The following is a 17858-nucleotide window of genomic DNA, read 5'->3' on the forward strand; positions in this document are numbered from 1 at the left end:
CCCGCGCGCAGGAGCCCGCTTGCGGGCGATGCCCTTGGGCCGGGAATGGGGAATGGGGAATCGCAGAAGCAAAAGGGAAAGCATCGCCCGCGAGCGGGCTCCTACGGGGTGTGGGGAGGGTCTGGTGGTTCGTCGGCGTCGTGGCCCAGCACGGCGGCCAGCGCCAGCGGCATGGTGCCTTCGCGGCGGCTGAGCCAGGGTTGCTCGCGGTGCCAACCGCACAGTTGCCAGCCGCGCAGGCGGTGCCGTCGATCGCGCTGGCGATCCCACAGCAGCACGCCGCGCTTGCCGCTGCAGGCGACAAACCAGCGACCGGCGGGACTGAAGGCGATGCGGGTGACGCCGTCCCGCATTTCGACGCGGGTGCCATCGTCGAAACGACAGCCGCCGGGCTCGCCATGCACCGCCCCGCCGAGGGGGTCGGGCAGCTCGCCACGCGCTTCATGCCATTGCGGCGGCGACAGCTCGATGATCTCGGCCGGCGGTCCGATCGGTGCGTGGGCGAGTTCGGGCCATTCCGCGGCGGGCGGCCCGGCGGGCGCACGGCGCAAGTCCCGATCAAGCCAGGCTTCCAGCCCGGCCAGCAAGGTGTAACCGACCAGCGCGCCGAGCAGGGCCGCGCCCCAGGCGAAGGCATCGCCACCCAGGATGCGCTGCAGGGCAAACAACCAGCCCGGCAGGCCCCAGCGCAAGGCGCTCCGGATCAGCGCGGCATGCGCAGTTGCCAGCCGATGCTGCAGCAGCAAGACCGCCGCGGCGAGCGCCAGCAGGATCGGCAACCCCAACCACCACGGCAGCAACGCCAGCAGCACCACCCACAGCGCGGTGCAGCCGGCGAACATCCACGCGGGGCGACGCCGAGTCATCGCTGACGCCAGCGCCACATGCCGTCGATCAGCCGCACCACACGCGTGCGTTGCGGAACATCCGCATCCACGGCGAATCCTCGCCCCACGACTCCGGGTGCCAGCTCATCTGCACGCTGCGGAACACCCGCTCCGGGTGCGGCATCATGATCGTCACGCGGCCGGCGGCGGCGGTGAAGCCCGCCAGGCCGCCGGGCGAACCGTTGGTGTTGAGCGGGAAGTTCTCGGTCGGCTTGCCGCGGTTGTCGACGAAGCGCACCGCGCCATGCGATTTCGACGGGCTGCACGCCTGCGGAAAACTCACCCGCCCCTCGCCGTGCGCCACCGCCACCGGGATGCGCGAGCCGGCCATGCCCTGGAAGAAGATGCTGGGCGAATCGAGCACCTCCAGCGTGGCCACGCGCGACTCGTACTGCTCCGACGCATTGCGCAGGAACTTCGGCCAGTGCTGCGCGCCGGGGATGATCTCCTTCAGTTGCGACAGCATCTGGCAACCGTTGCACACGCCCAGCGCGAACTTCGTCTCGTCGGCGAAGAACGCCTCGAACTGCGCACGCAGCATGTCGTTGTAGAGGATCGACGTGGCCCAGCCGCGACCGGCGCCGAGCACGTCGCCGTAGGAGAATCCGCCGCAGGCGGCGAAGCCGCGGAAGTCGGCCAGCTTCACTCGGCCGCTGGCGAGATCGGACATGTGCACGTCGACCGCCTCGAAACCGGCACGCGTGAACGCGGCGGCCATCTCGACCTGGCCGTTGACGCCCTGCTCGCGCAGGATCGCCACGCGCGGCCGCGGGCCCTTGGCGATGAACGCGGCGGCCACGTCCTCGGCCGGGTCGAACGCCAGCCTGGGGCTGATGCCGGGATCGGCGTCATCCATCCGCCACTCCAGCTCGGCATCGGCGCTCTGCGGGTTGTCGCGCAGGCGCTGCATGGCGTGGCTGGTTTCGTTCCACGCCTTGTACAACTTGCTCCAGTTCCACTTGACGAAGACTTCGTCGCCGAGGAACAGCTTGATGCCGAGCTTCTCCTTCGGCCGGCCGACGCGATGGCTGATGCCGGCCAGGCCGAACTTCACCAGCAGCGACTCGAATGCCTCGCGGTTGGCCTCGGCCACCTGCACCACGGCGCCCAGTTCCTCGCTGAACAGCGCGCGCAAGGTGGCTTCGGCCCAGCCGTCGAGATGCAGCTCCAGGCCGCAGTGGCCGGCGAAGGCCATCTCCAGCAAGGTGGTGATCACGCCGCCGTCGGAGCGGTCGTGGTAGGCCAGCAGCAGGCCATTCGCATTGGCCTGCTGAACCAGTTCGAACAGCGCCTTGAGGCGCTTGGCATCGTCCAGGTTGGGCGGGATGCCGCCGGAGCGATTGAACACCTGGGTCAGCGCCGAGCAACCGAGGCGATCGCGCCCGGCACCCAGATCGATCAGCCACAGGTCGGTGGCGCCGCGGTCGAGCTTGAGTTGCGGCGTCAGCGTGCGGCGCGCGTCGCCGACGCGGGCGAAGCCGGTGATCACCAGCGACACCGGCGACACCGTGCGCTGCTCCTGCGCGCCGTCCTTCCACACCGCCTGCATCGACAGCGAATCCTTGCCGACCGGGATCGAGATCTGCAATTGCGGACACAGTTCCATGCCCACCGCCTTCACCGCGTCGAACAACGCGGCGTCCTCGCCCGGATGATTCACCGCGGCCATCCAGTTGGCCGACAGGCGCACCTCGCCGAGGCTGGCAATCGGTGCGGCAGCCAGGTTGGTGATCGCCTCGCCCACCGCCAGGCGCGCCGCATCGGCGCTGTCGAGCACGGCCACCGGCGCGCGCTCGGCCATCGCCATCGCCTCGCCGGCATAGCCGTCGAAATCGGCGAGCGTCACCGCGCAATCGGCTACCGGCACCTGCCACGGACCGACCATCGGGTCGCGGTGGTTGAGCCCGCCGACGGTGCGGTCGCCGATCGTGATCAGGAAGCTCTTGCTGCCCACGGTGGGCAGGCGCAGCACGCGCAGCAGCGCCTCGTCCAGGTCGATGCCGGTGAGGTCGGGCAGCAGGTCCACCCGCGGCGTTACCCGCACGGCGTCGCGATGCATGCGTGGCGGCTTGCCGAACAGCACGTCCATCGGCAGGTCGATGACGGTCAGCTCGCGGCGCGGATCGGTCAGCAGCAGGCGGCGCTCGCGCGTGGCCTCGCCCACCACGGCGTACGGGCAGCGTTCGCGGATGCACATGGCCTCGAATTCGGCGAGGTTCTCCTGCGCGATGGCGAGGACGTAACGCTCCTGCGATTCGTTGCTCCACACCTGCATCGGCGACAGCGATGGATCGTCGCAGGGGATTTTCGACAGGTCGATCACGCCGCCGACGCCGGCGTCGTTGAGCAGCTCGGGGATCGCGTTGGAGAGGCCGCCGGCGCCGACGTCGTGCACGCTGACGATCGGGTTGTGCTCGCCGCGCGCCCAGCAGGCGTCGATCACTTCCTGGCAGCGCCGCTCCATCTCGGCGTTGTCGCGCTGCACCGAGGCGAAGTCCAGCTCCGCGCTCGACGCGCCGCCGGCCACCGACGAGGCGGCGCCGCCGCCCAGCCCGATCAGCATCGCCGGCCCGCCCAGCACGATCACCGCGTGGCCGGGCTGCACCGCGCGCTTCAGCACATGGTCGGGACGCAGGTTGGCCAGGCCGCCGGCGAGCATGATCGGCTTGTCGTAGCCGCGGCGCACCCCGGCCTGGCCCGGCACTTCGCTTTCCCAGGCGCGGAAATAGCCGCCCAGGCAGGGCCGGCCGAATTCGTTGTTGAACGCGGCCGCGCCCAGCGGGCCGTCGCGCATGATCTCGAACGCGCTGGCCATGCGCGGCGGCAGCGGGCGGTCCACTTCCCACGGCTGCGGCGCGCCCGGGATGCGCAGGTCGGACACCGAGAAGCCGGTGAGCCCGGCCTTGGGCTTGCCGCCGCGGCCGGTGGCGCCCTCGTCGCGGATCTCGCCGCCGGCGCCGGTGGCCGCGCCGGGCCAGGGCGCGATCGCGGTGGGATGGTTGTGCGTCTCCACCTTGATCGCGTAGTCGATGCGCTCCTCGTGCCCGCGCCACACGCGGTCGGCGGGGTCGGCGAAGAAGCGCTTGCCCGTGCTGCCCTCGATCACCGCGGCGTTGTCGCTGTAGGCAGACAGGGTATGTGCGGGCGACTGCTGGTGGGTGTGCTTGATCATGCCGAACAGGGTCTTGTCCTGTTCCTCGCCGTCCACCGTCCAGTTGGCGTTGAACACCTTGTGCCGGCAATGCTCGGAGTTGGCCTGGGCGAACATGAAAAGTTCGGCGTCGGTGGGATCGCGACCCAGCTCGGCGTAGCGTTCGACCAGGTATTCGATCTCGTCCTCGGCCAGCGCCAGGCCCAGGCGCCGGTTCGCCGCGGCGAGCGCCGCCTGCGGATCGGCGCCCAGCGCCACGTGCACCAGGTCGCCGGGCGTGCCGGCCAGGAACAGGCCTTGCGCATCGTCCAGGCGGGCCAGCACCGATTGCGTCATCGCGTCATGCAGCACACCCATGATCGCCGCATGATCCGGCGCGCCGGGTTCGGGCAGGCCGCTGAGCTGCCACGCCAGCCCGCGCTCGACGCGGCGCACGTCGAAACCCGCGCCATGCAGGATGTCGGTGGCCTTGCTCGACCACGGCGAGATCGTGCCCAGCCGCGGCACCACCCACAACGTGGCCGGCTGCGGCGCGGCGTCCTTCGCCTCCAGCACGGCCAGCAGGCGTTCGCGCAGTGTGCCCTCTGGCGCCGCGTCCATGTCGAGCACGAACACATGCCAGGCGGATTGCACGCGCACGCCCCGGTGCACGGCGTCGAGCCGTGCATTGAGTCGTTCGAGGCGGAACGGCGAGAGGGCGCTTTGCCCGTCGAATGCGATCATGCGGGAAGGGGGCGCTGTGCGGAGGAAACGCCCATTCTACCCCAATGCTGCAATACGGCATAAGCCGCCCGGGCGGGATCAGCCGCCCGCTTGCAGAGCCTGCAGCAGCTGCTCCGGCGTCACGTAGCCGCCCAGCACGCTGCCGTCCGGCCCGATGATCGTGGGCGTGCCGCTCACGCCCAGCTTCACGCCCAGGTCGAATTGCTGCTTCACCGGGTTGGTACAGGTCGCCGCCGGGGGCGCGTGGCCCTTGGTGGCGGCAGTGAGCGCGGCCTTGGGGTCCTTCGCGCACCATACCGAGACCATTTCCTTGTAGGTCGGGGTGAGGTTTCCGGCGGTGGTGGTCACGCCCTCGCGCGGCCAGGCCAGGTATTCCACCGCGATGCCCGCCTTGTTGAACGCGGCGATGTGCTCGTGCAGCGCGCGGCAGAAGCCGCAGTTGACGTCGGTGAACACGGTCACCGTGTACTTCGGCTGCGCCGGCGCGAACACCAGCCGCTGCGACGCCGGCACCTTGGCCAGCGCGGCCACGCGGAACTTCGCCCAGGCATCGTCGCTGAGGTTCTCGCGGCGACTCAAGTCGACCACGTCGCCGTGCATCAGGTACTTGCCGTCGGTGCTGATGTAGACCATCTGACCCGACGCGATCACCTGGTAGAAACCCGGCAGCGGTGCCGGCTGGATCGAGTCGACCACCACCTTCGACGACAGCTTGGCGATGGCCTGCTGCACCATCTGCACCGCCGCCGGCGTGATCGTGGGGCCGACCACCGGCGCGTTCGCCGGCGCGGTGGCGGCCAGCACCTGGCCGGCCCAGGCCAGCCCACCCAACAACAGCAGCTTCTTCAACATCCGACGGCCTCGGCACGTTCAGCATCGCCCGCAGGACGCGTGCGACAACGCGGCATTCTCGCACGGCGCATGGGCCGCCTTGCCCAACTGCGGCGAAACGGCGCGTACGATGGTTCAGTAGCGCAGCAAACTGTGCAGCGGGCCACGTTCCGCCCAGCGTACGCGTCCCGCCAGCGCGTCAAGCTCGATCACCACGCCGGCGCCGACCAGCGTCGCGCCGGCCCGCTCGATCAACTCCGCCGCCGCGCACAGCGTGCCGCCGGTGGCGAGCACGTCGTCCACCAGCAGCACGCGCTGCGCCGGCTGCAACAAGCCATCGCGGATCTCCAGCCGATCCTCGCCGTACTCCAGCCGGTAATCCACCGCCTGCACCGGCGGCGGCAACTTGCCCGGCTTGCGCAGGGGCACAAAGCCGGCCTCGAGCCGCAGCGCCAGTGCCGCACCGAAGATGAAACCGCGTGCCTCCACGCCGCCCACCACCTGCACGCCGCTGTCCCGCCACGGTGCGGCCAGCGCCTCGATGCAGCGCGCGAAACCGTCGGCGTTGGCCAGCAGCGGGCTGACGTCGCGAAACATCACCCCGGCTCGGGGGAAATCGGGCACGTCGCGAATCAGCTCGGCCAGGTCTTGCATGCACGCCTCCGGGAATCGCCATCGAGGCACCTACAGTAGCAAGCGCACCGCCGGCTCGCGCTTGACCGCAGCGCAACGGGCGCGCAAGGCTGACCGCCCTGCCGCCCGCGAAGGAGAACCCCATGCACCGCAGCCGCCTGTGCAGCCTCATGATCGACTGCCACGCCGACGACCTCGACGAAGCCGCCCGCTTCTGGTCGCGGGCACTCGGCCGCCCCATCAAGGAAGGCGCCGATCCCGCGCAGGAGAAATACGTCGGCCTGATCACCCATGACGACGAGCCCGTCATCGAACTGCAGAAAGTCACCCACCCCAGCCGCGTGCATCTGGACATCGAGAGCGACGACATCGAGGCCGAAGTGCACCGACTGGAAGTCCTCGGTGCGAGGAAGGTCGAAGCGATCCGCACCTGGGTGGTGATGGAAGCCCCCACCGGTCACCGCTTCTGCGTGGTGCGGCCGCAGCGCGGGGAGATGGGGGCGCATGCGAACGAGTGGCCGTGAGCGACCGATGGCTCAGCGCAAGCTGGACTTGCGCACCATCAGCTTCACCGGCAGCACCTCGCTCTCCACCGATTCGCCGCGGATCAGGCCGAGCAGGCTGTCGACCAGGACCGCGCCGGCCTGGCCGGTGTCCTGCAGCACGGTGGTCAACGGCGGGTTGACGAAGCTGGCGGTGGCGATGTCGTCGAAGCCGGCCAGGGCGACGTCCTGCGGCACGCGCAGCCCGTGGTCGCTGAGCGCGCGCATGGCGCCGATCGCGATGAGGTCGCTGGCGGCGAACACGGCATCGAAGCCGGCTTCCTGCAGGATCAGCCGGCGCATGGCCTCGTAGCCGGAGTGTTCGGTGCTCTCGGCGTTCTCCTGCAGCGCGGGGTCGACCTCGACGCCGGCGGCGGTGAGTGCGTCGACGTAGCCGTTGTAACGGCCGAAGAACTCCGGGTAATGGCTGGAGGCGTCGCCGAGGAAGGCGATGCGCCGGCAGCCGCGTTCGAGCAGGTGCTCGGCCACCTGCCGCCCGCCGTAGACGTTGTCGCTGCCGAACGACACCCCGGGCTGGTCCGGCAGCACCGCGCCCCAGCGCACGAAGCGGGTGCCCTGCGCGACGAGCTTTTCCAGCTTGTCGCGGTAGGCGAGGTAGTCGCCGTAGCCGAGCAGGATCAGCCCATCGGCCTTCTTGCTGTCGGCGAAGTCGGCGTGCCAGTCGTCGGACAGCTGCTGGAACGAGATCAGCAGGTCGTGGCCCTGCAGGGCGCAGGCGCGGGTGATCGAGCCGAGCATCGACAGGAAGAACGGGTTGATGTGCGACTCGTCGGCAGTCGGGTCCTCGAAGAACAGCAGCGCCAGCGTGCCGGTATGCATCCGGCGCAGGTTCGAGGCGTTCTTGTCGAGCTTGTAGTTGAGCTGCTCGGCGGCGGCCTGCACGCGCCGCCGGGTTTCCTCATTGACCAGCGGGCTGCCGCACAGGGCGCGCGAGACCGTGGCCTGGGACACTCCGGCCAGGTGTGCAATGTCGATCGATGTGGCCTTGCCCTTCATCCGCGACCCGATCCGTCAGCATCTCGTTCAATCGCGCGCGATGAACCGTGGCCGGGCCATCGCCGTTGCCGCATCGTAGCTGCTTTGCGCGCCGCGCGTCGTAGACCGCCCGGCGCGCTTCCACGCCGAGGCAGGCGCTGGCCGGCGGCCGCGCGCCGGTACCGCCGCTGAAGCCGTGCTCCATGATCCTCATGCCTGCATGTCCTCCAGTTCCACGCCCTTGGTCTCGCGTACCGCGCGCAACACGAACACCAGCGACAGCACGGCGAACGCCGCGTACAGGCCGTAGGCAAAGGTCAGGCCCAGTTCGGCCAGTGCCGGGAAAGTGCTGGTGATGGCGAAATTGGCCAGCCACTGCGCGGAGGCGGCCACCGCCAGCGCGGTGGCACGGATGCGGTTGGGGAACATTTCGCCGAGCAACACCCACACCACCGGCCCCCAGCTCACGCCGAAGAACACCACGTAGGCGTTCGCCGCGACCAGCGCCACCATGCCGACCGCGCCGGGCAAGGTCAGCTCGGCGCCGCTGCCGACGGCCTGCGAGAAGCACCACGCCATTATCCCGAGGGTGATCGCCATGCCGGCCGAGCCGACCACCAGCAGCGGCTTGCGCCCGATCTTGTCGACCAGCGCGATCGCCACCAGCGTGACCAGCACGTTGACGATCGAGGTGACCACGGTGATGGTGAACGAGTCGGCCTCGCTGAAGCCCACCGAGTGCCACAGGGTGGCCGAGTAGTAGAAGATCACGTTGATGCCGACGAACTGCTGGAACACCGACAACGCGATGCCGATCCAGACCACCGGCAGCAAACCCGTGCCCTTGCTGCACAGGTCGCGCAGGCGCGGCTTGTGTTCCGAGCGCAGGCTGGCCTCGATGTCGCCGAGTTTCTTGTCCAGCGCCGCGGTGCTGTGCATCGACAGCACCTTCTGCAGCACCACCCGCGCATCGGCCAGGCGGCCCTTGGCCACCAGGTGGCGCGGCGACTCGGGCACGCCCAGCACCAGCAGGCCGTAGATCAGCGCCGGGGTGACCGCGGCGAGGAACATCCAGCGCCACGCCGGCAGGCCCAGCCACAGCACCTCGGCTGCGCCGCCGGCCGCACCGGCCAGCCATGCATCGCTCAGCAGCGCGGCGAAGATGCCCAGCACGATCGCCAATTGCTGCATCGAGCCGAGCCGCCCACGAATCCGCGCCGGCGCCACCTCGGCGATGTAGGTCGGCGCGATCACCGAAGCCACGCCCACGCCGATGCCGCCGACCAGCCGCCACAGGACCAGGTCCCACACCGCCATCGCCAGGCCCGAACCGGCGGCGGCAGCCACCAGCAGCACCGCGGCCACCTGCATCGTGCGCACGCGGCCGAAGCGGTTGGCCAGCATGCCGGCGTACCACGCCCCCAACGCCGAACCGAGCAGCGCGCAGGACACGGTGATGCCGATCTCGCCCGCGTTCAGCCCGAAATGGGCGCGGATCGCGTCGACCGCGCCGTTGATCACCGCCGTGTCGAAACCGAACAGGAAGCCGCCCAGGGCGGCGGCAGCCGAGATCAGGATCACCCGCAGCGTGGCGTGCTGGCCCAGCCCATCTGTCGCGCTCGTCGAACTCATTGCCTTCCCCAGGTCATGACAGGTCGCCGTGCCCCCGATTCTGCGGTGCACGCATCGCGCTGTCCGGTTGAATACGTATGCAGCGCCGTCAGCCCGCCATCACCTTGCCCCACGGGCCGGTAAACGATTACGGTCGTCCCGTGGTTGCAGTATGACAGCGCTGTCAAACACGTCCAGCATAACCCGCCCGTTTCACCCTGGGAACCACCCGGGATGACCGTCGGCGCGCGTACCGGACGCACGCCCGCATCCAGGCGCCGAATCACTGGGGAGAATTGATCACCGCGAGGAAATCGCGCCCATAGCGTTTGAGCTTGGACTCACCGACGCCGCTGATGGTGGCCAGTTCGTCCTCGTTGGCGGGCATCGCGCGCAGCATCGCCAGCAAGGTGGCGTCGTGGAATACCACGTAGGGCGGCACGCCCTGCTGCTTCGCCAGTTGCGTGCGCAGGGCACGCAGCGCATCCCAGGTGGATTGCTCGTAGGCCTCGATGCCCAGGCTGCCGCTGGCCACGCGACTGGCTTCGCGCTTGCGCCGGCCGGCGCGTTCGGGACGGGCGTCCTCGCGCAGCCGCACCGTCCGCTCGCCGCCGAGCACGGCGCGGCTGGCGGTGGTCAGGCGCAAGGTGCCGTAGCCCTCGGCGTCGGCCTCCAGCAGGCCGGCGGCGAGCAACTGGCGGAACACCGAGCGCCACTGTTTCTCGTCCATGTCGGCGCCGACGCCGAAGGTGCTCAGGCGATGGTGGTCTAGACCGAGCACGCGCTCGGTCTCCTCGCCGCGCAGCACGTCGATGACGTGGCCGGAGCCGAAGCGCTGGCCGGTGCGGTACACCGCCGACAGGGCCTTCTGCGCCACCACGGTGGCGTCCCAGGTCTTCGGCGGCGCCACGCAGTTGTCGCAATGGCCGCAGGGGCCGGGATAGGTTTCGCCGAACGCGCCCAGCAGCAGCTGGCGGCGGCAGTCGGTGGCCTCGGCGTAGGCGAGGAGCGATTCCAGCTTCTGCCGCTCGACGCGCTTGCGGTCGTCGGCCGATTCGGACTGCGCGATCATCTGGCTCATCGTCACCACGTCGGACAAGCCGTAGATCATCCACGCCTCGGCTGGCAAGCCATCGCGGCCGGCGCGGCCGGTTTCCTGGTAGTAGCCCTCGATGCTGCGCGGCAGGTCCAGGTGCGCCACGAAGCGCACGTCGGGCTTGTCGATGCCCATGCCGAACGCCACCGTGGCCACCATCACCACGCCGTCCTCGCGCAGGAAGCGCTGCTGATTCTTCGAGCGCGTGGCCGCGTCGAGGCCGGCGTGATACGGCAACGCCTCGATGCCCGATTCGGCCAGCCACTGCGCGGTGTCGTCCACCTTGCGCCGACTGAGGCAGTAGACGATGCCGGACTCGCCCTCGTGCCCGAGCAGGAATTCCCCCAGCTGGCGCTTCGCGTTGTGGCGCAAGCCCACGCGATAGCCGATGTTCGGGCGATCGAAGCTGGAGATGAACTGACGGGCGTCCTGAAGCGCCAGCCGCTCGACGATCTCCTCGCGCGTGCGCGGGTCGGCGGTGGCGGTGAGCGCGATGCGCGGCACGGCAGGAAAGCGCTGCGGCAGGATCGCCAGCTCGCGATATTCGGGGCGGAAATCGTGACCCCACTGCGACACGCAGTGCGCCTCGTCGATGGCGAACAACGCCACCTCGGTGCGTTCGAGCAGGTCGAGGAAGCGCGCCGTCAGCAGCCGCTCCGGCGCCACGTAGAGCAGGTTCAGTTGGCCGGCCAGCAGTTGCTTCTCCACCTCGCGCTGCGCGTCCGCGGCCAGGCTGGAGTTGAGATACGCCGCCGCCACACCCGCCTCGCGCAAGGCGTCGACCTGGTCCTGCATCAGCGCGATCAGCGGCGACACCACGATCGCCGTGCCCTGCCGCAGCAGCGCGGGAATCTGGTAGCACAGCGACTTGCCGCCGCCGGTCGGCATCAGCACCAGCGCGTCGCCGCCCTCGCCCAGGTGCTCGACGATGGCTTGTTGCTGGCCCCGGAAACTGGGGTAGCCGAAGATGTTGCGCAGGATGTCGAGGGCGGCGGAATGCATTGGCCGAATGCTAGCAAATGGGGACGGCGGGGTCGGGCGCCGTCGGTGTAGGCCCGGAGCGCGCGCGGATGCCGGAAAGATCAAGCTGCGTTCGTGCGCCGTGGGTGTCGGCGTTTGCCGCACGGCCTGCGTCGCGAAGCTCACTCCATACCGCAGCCAACCCCGGCGCAACTGACCGTGTTGAAGTCGTACAGGGTCGAGTGACCGAGTTTTCCGGTGGGCCGCGGTACGCCCTTGGGCACGAAGAAGGTGGCCGAATTCGCGCCGTACAATCCGGCCGGCAAGGTGTACGCCTTCAGCACCACGTAGGCGCGGAACATCGAGGGCATGCGCGGTGCCGGGGCGCCGCCGGCAATCGGCGGCGCATCGACCGGAGCGTGCTGCCGGGCGCGTCGGGCAGCGATCCACGCCGCACCGTCGGAAGCGTCCGCTTCGCGCAGAAAACCGTCGCGCACGCCCTGCTCCAGCCCCGCCGGCCCGGCCAGCGAGCTGTTCGGCAAGCGGAACGCGGAGGCCGGCCTGGCGCTTCCATCGGTGACCAGCGCGCTGCCTGCCGGCAGCGGTGATCCGACCACCACCTCGCCGCCCTGGGCGGGATACAGCATGTCGACCGGACGGCCAAACATGCGGCGTGCGATCGGGTTGAGCTTGCCGGCATTTTTTGGCGCCACGTAGAAATATTCGCAGCGGCTCCTGTTGTCGTACGTGCTTGTCCGCACCGGCACGTCGGCGGGCAGGCCGGTGATCTCCTGCCGGTGATAGCCGCTCACCAGCACCGCCAGAATGCGCGTGCCCGGCGTCCAGCCGACGCTCCACACGGTGGGTTCGTAGGCACCCAGCATCAGTACCACCGGCGCATCCGGCTGGTTGACCGCCACTCGCATGGCAGTGGCCTCGTGCCCGCTCTGGTCGATCTGGAAATCCTGCCGACTGCCGCCGTAGGCACCGGCGGCGTAGATCCTGGTCGACGGCGGCAACTGCAGGCCGGTGAACGCGCAGCCCGCAGTGGCCGACGCGGCATCGGCAGCAAATGCGAATGGCTTGGTCGGCGCCGACACCGGCGCGGCAGGCTGCGGCGCCGGACCGCTCGCCACGATTGGCGTCCGCGCCGCAACGGAAGCGGTCGCCGCGGGCGCCTGCGCGAGGCCGGTCGAGGGGGCCTCGGGGAGACAACCGGTCATCGCCAGACAGGTCAGCGCGAGCAGCAGGGAATGCGTGTTGGTCACCGGAGAAATCCTTGTCGTGGTTGCGCGCGGGCCGCCGGCGTTCAATGCGACTTGAAGAATGCCGCAAACGCCGCCGCCGTGCGCTCGATGCCGTCGTCGTCGACGTCCAGATGCGTCACCAGCCGCAAGGTCGGCAGGTAGCCGATGCTGATGCGGATGCCGGCCCCGCGCAGATGGACGTCCAGTTCGCGCAGGCGCGTGGCCGGCACGTCGACGAAGACCATGTTGGTGTGCTGACCTAGCAGGTCGATGCCGGCGATCTCGCGCAGGCGACCGGCGAGGTAGGCCGCGCGCCGGTGGTCGTCGGCCAGCCGCGCCACGTGATGATCCAGCGCGTGCATCCCCGCCGCGGCCAGCATGCCCGCCTGGCGCCAGCCGCCGCCACAGACCTTGCGCCAGCGGCGCGCCTTGTCGATCAGCGCATGCGAGCCGAGCAGCACCGAGCCCACCGGCGCGCCCAGACCCTTGGACAGGCAGATCGAGACGGTATCGAAATGCCGCGCGAGATCGCGCGCCGGCACGCCGCAGGCCACCGCGGCGTTGAACAGCCGCGCGCCGTCCAGGTGCAGGCCCAGCCCGTGCGCGCGCGCCGTGTCGTGCGCGGCGCGCAGGTAATCCAGCGGCAGCGGGCGGCCATGCCAGGTGTTCTCCAGCGCCAGCAGGCGGGTGCGTGCGAAGTGCGGGTCGACCGGCTTGATCGCCGCCTCGATCCGCACCAGCGGCAGGCTGCCATCCTCGTCCTGCACGATCGGCTGCGGCTGGATCGAGCCCAGCACCGCCGCGCCGCCGCCCTCGAACTTGTAGGTGTGCGCATCCATGCCGACCAGGTACTCGTCGCCGCGCTCGCAGTGCGCCAGCAAGGCCAGCAGGTTGGACTGGGTGCCGCTGGGCACGAACAGTCCGGCATCGAAGCCGAGGTCGTCGGCCAGCCGCTGCTGCAGCGCGTTGACCGTCGGGTCCTCGCCATAGACGTCGTCACCCACCGCCGCCGCCAGCATCGCCTCGCGCATCGCCGCCGTCGGCCGCGTCACCGTATCGCTGCGCAGATCCACCCCATCCATCACACCCTCCCGCTACCGTTGCCGTTGGTTCTTGCCATTCCCTATTCCCTATTCCCCATTCCCTGCTCAATCACACCCTGCGCCTGAAATACAGCCAGGCAATGCACGCCAACAGCATCGCCGGCAGCAGGTTGGCGAGGAATGGCGGCAGGCCGTAGACGGTGCCAAAATTCACCATCGCCTGCTGCATGAAATACCAGCCGATCGCCAGCAACATGCCGATGAACAGGCGCTTTCCCAGGCCGCCGGAACGCAGTGTGCCGAACGCGAACGGCATCGCGCACAGCACCAGCACCAGCACGTTGAGCGGATACAGCGCGCGGCCCCAGAACGCCACCGCGTAGCTGCCCGGGCTCTCGCCGTTGCTCTCCAGGTAACTCATGTTGCGGCGCAGGTCGCGCATCGACAGGTATTGCGGTTGCACCACGGATTGCGCCAGCACCTGCGGGTTGAGGCTCGACGGCCACGACTCGTTGGCGGTGGTGGTGGAATGCGTGCCCTGCTCATCCAGCGTGGTGCTGCGCACGCCGTGCAGGATCCATTGGTGGCCGTCGTGCGTGGCGCTCTGCGCCAGGCGGAAGCGCTTGAGCTGACCGTCAGGCGTGAAGGTGAACACGCGCACGTCGCTCAGTTGCACCTCGCTGACCCCGTCGTGCTCCTTGAGCGAGGTGCCGCGTGCGTTGATGATGTCGTTGCCGTCGCGCGCCCACAACCCGCTGCCGTCGCCCAGGCCCAGGTTGCCCGAGCGCACGCGCAACTGCATCGCCTGCGCCTGCTGGTCGCCCCACGGCGCGACGGTTTCGCCCAGGATCACCACCCCCACGATCAGCACCGCCACCACGCCTGCCGCCGAGCCGGCGATGCGCAATCGCGACAGGCCGGCCGCGCGCAAGGCGGTGAGTTCGCCACTGCCGGCCAGGCCGCCGAGGCCGAGCAGGCCGCCGATCAGCGCGGCGTTGCCGAACATCTCGTAGGCGCGGCGCGGGAACGTCACCAGCACGTAGACCGTCGCATCGGTCACCGTGTAGCCGTGCTTGCCCACGTTGCCCAGTTGGCGCAGGAACTGGGTCACCGCATCGAAGCCGGTGAGCACCAGCCACACCGTCAGCAGCGAGCCGAGCACGCTGAGCGCCACCAGCCGATCCACCCGCTTGATGCTGAATATGCCCATCACGCGGCACTCGCCGCCGTGCGCACGCGCCGCGGGGAATACTGTTTCCACAGCAACCAGCCGGCCAGCCCCAGCGCGAGCAGGTGCAGGCCCCACAGCGGCGCCTGGCTGTGCCAGTGATCCTTGCCGATCTGCGCGCGCCCCAGCGCCAGCAGCAGGTAGTAGAGATAGAACGCCAGCATCGCCAGCAGCAGCCGGCCGTACTTCGGCTCGCGCGGACTCTGCCGCGCCAGCGGCAACGCCAGCAGCACCAGCACCAGGGTCAGCGGCGCCGCATTGCTGCGCCAGGCGAACTCGGCGCGATCCTCCGGATTGTCGGACTGGAACAGCGCCCAGCTGGTCTTGGAGTGCGCGGGATCCTCATCCTCGTCGGCCTGCACGCTGGACAGCGACGTGTCGTTCTGCCGGTACTGCATCTGGCGCCAATTGTCGGCACCCAGCGGGATGTCGTATTGCCAGCCATCCTTGAAGGCGATGAAACGGCCCTCGCCGTCGCTCTCCTGGTACAGCTGGCCGCTGGCCGCGCTGACCACTTTCAGGTGGGCCCCGCCTTCCTTGCTGTTGCGCTGGGTCGCGACGAAGGTGCGGCCCAGTCGTGTGCCGTCACGGCTCAGGCTGTCGACGAAGATGATGCCGCCCTGGGCGGGCAGGCTGGTGAAGCGCCCGGCGTCGAGGCCGGCGGCGATCACCGAACGGTTGGCCGCGGCCACCAGCGCATCGCTGGTGCGTACCGCCCACGGACCCAGCCACAACGCCACCACCAGGGTGATCGCCACCAGCACCGCGGCCAGCACCGCGACCGGACGCAGCAGGCCCGCCGGACCCATGCCGGAGGACGACAGCACGTGCATCTCGCTCTCGCGGTACATGCGGCCCAGCCCCATCAGCACGCCGATGAAACTCGCCAGCGGCATCAGGTTGGTCAGGCCGTCGAGCGTGCGCAGCCCCAGCACCTGAAACATCACGCTGGCCGGAAAGCTGCCGCTGGCCACCTGCTGCAACACCTTGGCGAACGCGCTGCCGGCCACGATCACCAGCAGGACCACCACGGTGGCGGCGACGGTCTGCGCCAGCTCACGCAGGAAGTAGCGGTCGAGGATGCTCAGCATGCGATAAACTTGATGGCTTGTGCGGTGACACCCCGGGAGCGTGGGCGGCAGAAACTTCCGAGGCGAAAAATGTGGATGCGCGAGGACGGGTTTTCGACGGTTCGCCGGCCCATGGTGGTTCCATGGGTCAAGAATCGGCGGAAATACGGACCGCGCAGCCGCTTTTGCAGCCCGGAAGATTTCTGCCGCCCACGCTCCCAGGGGCGGCGAACCGCAAGTCTAGCCTGTCCGGCCACGACCGGGCCCACACGGGAACGCATCCGATGACTCTCCAGTTCAGCCTGACCAACACTGCCGCCACTGCCGTCGACAGCCCGTGCATCGTGGTCGGCGTGTACGAGCAGGCGGTGCTGGGCAACGCCGCCGAAGCGGTGGATCGCGCCACCGGCGGGTTGATCCGCCAGCAACTCGAAAGCGGCGACATCAGCGGCAAGGCCGGCAGCACCAGCGTGCTGTTCGCCCCGCCGGGCATCGCCGCCAAACGCGTGATGGTGGTCGGCCTGGGTGCGCAGAAATCGTTCGACGGCGCGCGCTTCCAGAAGATCCACATCGAAGCCGCGCGTGCGCTCGGCCGGTTGCCGTTGAACGCGGCGGTGTCCTATCTCACCGACGTGGACGTACCCGGCCGCGACGCCGCCTGGCGCGTGCGCGTGGCGGCGCTGGCCAGCGATTTCGCCGCCTACCGCTACACCGCCACCTTCAAGCCGCGCGACAAGGCCAAGCCGGCGGAACTGGCCACGCTCGCCTTCGCCGCGGGCGACGAGGCACACGCCGCGCTGGAGCAGGCCACCGCCATTGCCGAAGGCGTGCGCTTCGCACGCGAGCTGGCCAACCTGCCGCCGAACATCTGCAACCCCGCCTACATCGCTGCCCAGGCCCAGGCCTTCGCCGACCTGCACGACAAGGTCAACTGCCAGGTGCTGGACGAAGCGCAGATGGCCGAGCTGGGTTTCGGCTCGCTGCTCGCCGTGGCGCGCGGGTCGGCCAACAAGCCGCGGCTGATCGCGCTGGAATACAAGGGCGGCGATCCGGACGACAAGCCGTATGCCTTGGTCGGCAAGGGCGTCACCTTCGACTCCGGCGGCCTCAGCCTCAAGCCCGGCCCCGGCATGGAGGACATGAAGTTCGACATGGGCGGCGCCGCCGGCGTGATGGGCGCGTTCGTGGCCGCGGTGAAGATGGGCCTGAAGCGCAACCTCGTGTGCGTGGTGCCGAGCGTGGAGAACATGCCCGGCGGCGACAGCTACCGTCCCAGCGACGTGCTCACCAGCCTCTCCGGCCTCACCATCGAGGTGCTCAATACCGATGCCGAAGGCCGGCTGATCCTGTGCGATGCGCTGACCTGGACGGCGAAGACCTACCAGCCGCACACCATCGTCGACGCCGCCACCCTCACCGGCGCCTGCGTGGTCGCCCTGGGCAAGCATGCCAGCGGCCTGATGAGCAAGCACGACGACCTCGCCGCCGAGCTGCTCGCCGCCGGCGAGGAAACCCTCGATCGCGCCTGGCGCCTGCCGCTGTGGGACGACTACCAGGTGCAACTGGAATCGGGTTTCGCCGACGTCGCCAACATCGGCGGCAAGACCGCCGGCGCGATCACCGCCGGCTGTTTCCTCTCGCGCTTCACCGACGGCCAGCGCTGGGCCCACCTCGACATCGCCGGCACCGCCTGGGAAGACGGCCGCAAGGGCCTCGCCACCGGCCGCCCGGTGGCGTTGCTGGCGCAGTGGCTGCTGGATCGGGAATAAGGAAATGGGGAATGGGGAATAGGAAGAGCTGGCAGCCGCAACGGCGGCGTTGCCTTTACTATTCCCCATTC

General features: G+C 69.5%; 13 protein-coding genes. 2 read left to right on the forward strand and 11 right to left on the reverse strand.

Going from position 1 to position 17858, the window contains the following annotated elements; genetic code table 11:
- Positions 1-101 precede the first annotated feature (101 nt).
- From ACVCMI_RS15115 to ACVCMI_RS15130, 4 genes are all read right to left on the reverse strand, one after another.
- Entirely contained in the window at positions 102-866 is a 765-nt protein-coding gene (locus ACVCMI_RS15115; protein WP_447098269.1) for a hypothetical protein, read from the reverse strand.
- 28 nt (positions 867-894) lie between these two features.
- Complete coding sequence (gene purL, locus ACVCMI_RS15120; RefSeq protein WP_447098268.1) at positions 895-4761, reverse strand: phosphoribosylformylglycinamidine synthase; 3867 nt, start codon at positions 4759-4761, stop codon at positions 895-897.
- A gap of 78 nt (positions 4762-4839) precedes the next feature.
- A complete protein-coding gene (locus ACVCMI_RS15125) occupies positions 4840-5613 on the reverse strand; it encodes a thioredoxin fold domain-containing protein (protein ID WP_395119947.1) in 774 nt (257 codons plus the stop codon).
- A gap of 114 nt (positions 5614-5727) precedes the next feature.
- A complete protein-coding gene (locus tag ACVCMI_RS15130; protein WP_447098267.1) occupies positions 5728-6246 on the reverse strand; it encodes an adenine phosphoribosyltransferase in 519 nt (172 codons plus the stop codon).
- Between the two features lie 122 nt (positions 6247-6368).
- On the opposite strand from ACVCMI_RS15130, the gene ACVCMI_RS15135 reads away from it, so the two are divergent.
- Positions 6369-6749, forward strand: coding sequence for a VOC family protein (locus ACVCMI_RS15135; RefSeq protein ID WP_447098266.1), 381 nt, complete (start codon positions 6369-6371; stop codon positions 6747-6749).
- A gap of 12 nt (positions 6750-6761) precedes the next feature.
- Here the strand turns inward: ACVCMI_RS15135 and ACVCMI_RS15140 are convergent, their stop codons facing one another.
- From ACVCMI_RS15140 to lptF, 7 genes are all read right to left on the reverse strand, one after another.
- Complete coding sequence (locus tag ACVCMI_RS15140) at positions 6762-7784, reverse strand: LacI family DNA-binding transcriptional regulator (RefSeq protein WP_395119950.1); 1023 nt, start codon at positions 7782-7784, stop codon at positions 6762-6764.
- 189 nt (positions 7785-7973) lie between these two features.
- Positions 7974-9395 carry a sugar porter family MFS transporter gene (locus ACVCMI_RS15145; protein ID WP_447098265.1) on the reverse strand — a complete coding sequence of 474 codons (1422 nt, stop codon included), beginning with the start codon at positions 9393-9395 and terminating at the stop codon, positions 7974-7976.
- Positions 9396-9657: 262 nt separating this feature from the next.
- Positions 9658-11472 (reverse strand): DNA helicase RecQ, encoded by a 1815-nt coding sequence (recQ, locus tag ACVCMI_RS15150; protein WP_447098264.1) that lies wholly within the window; start codon positions 11470-11472, stop codon positions 9658-9660.
- Between the two features lie 140 nt (positions 11473-11612).
- On the reverse strand, positions 11613-12698 hold the full coding sequence (locus ACVCMI_RS15155) for a hypothetical protein (protein WP_447098263.1): 1086 nt from the start codon (positions 12696-12698) through the stop codon (positions 11613-11615).
- Positions 12699-12739: 41 nt separating this feature from the next.
- Positions 12740-13759: a low-specificity L-threonine aldolase gene (gene ltaE, locus ACVCMI_RS15160; protein ID WP_447098262.1), complete on the reverse strand. Its 1020-nt coding sequence runs from the start codon at positions 13757-13759 to the stop codon at positions 12740-12742.
- Positions 13760-13829: 70 nt separating this feature from the next.
- Positions 13830-14930: an LPS export ABC transporter permease LptG gene (gene lptG, locus ACVCMI_RS15165; RefSeq protein WP_447098261.1), complete on the reverse strand. Its 1101-nt coding sequence runs from the start codon at positions 14928-14930 to the stop codon at positions 13830-13832.
- Complete coding sequence (gene lptF / locus ACVCMI_RS15170) at positions 14930-16039, reverse strand: LPS export ABC transporter permease LptF (RefSeq protein ID WP_395119957.1); 1110 nt, start codon at positions 16037-16039, stop codon at positions 14930-14932. The genes lptG and lptF overlap by 1 nt, the downstream gene beginning before the upstream one ends.
- Positions 16040-16302: 263 nt before the next feature.
- Here lptF and ACVCMI_RS15175 point away from each other — a divergent pair, with 263 nt between their 5' ends.
- Positions 16303-17787, forward strand: coding sequence for a leucyl aminopeptidase (locus ACVCMI_RS15175; RefSeq protein WP_447098260.1), 1485 nt, complete (start codon positions 16303-16305; stop codon positions 17785-17787).
- Positions 17788-17858: the final 71 nt, after the last annotated feature.

This window comes from Rhodanobacter sp. UC4448_H15 (genome assembly GCF_052978265.1).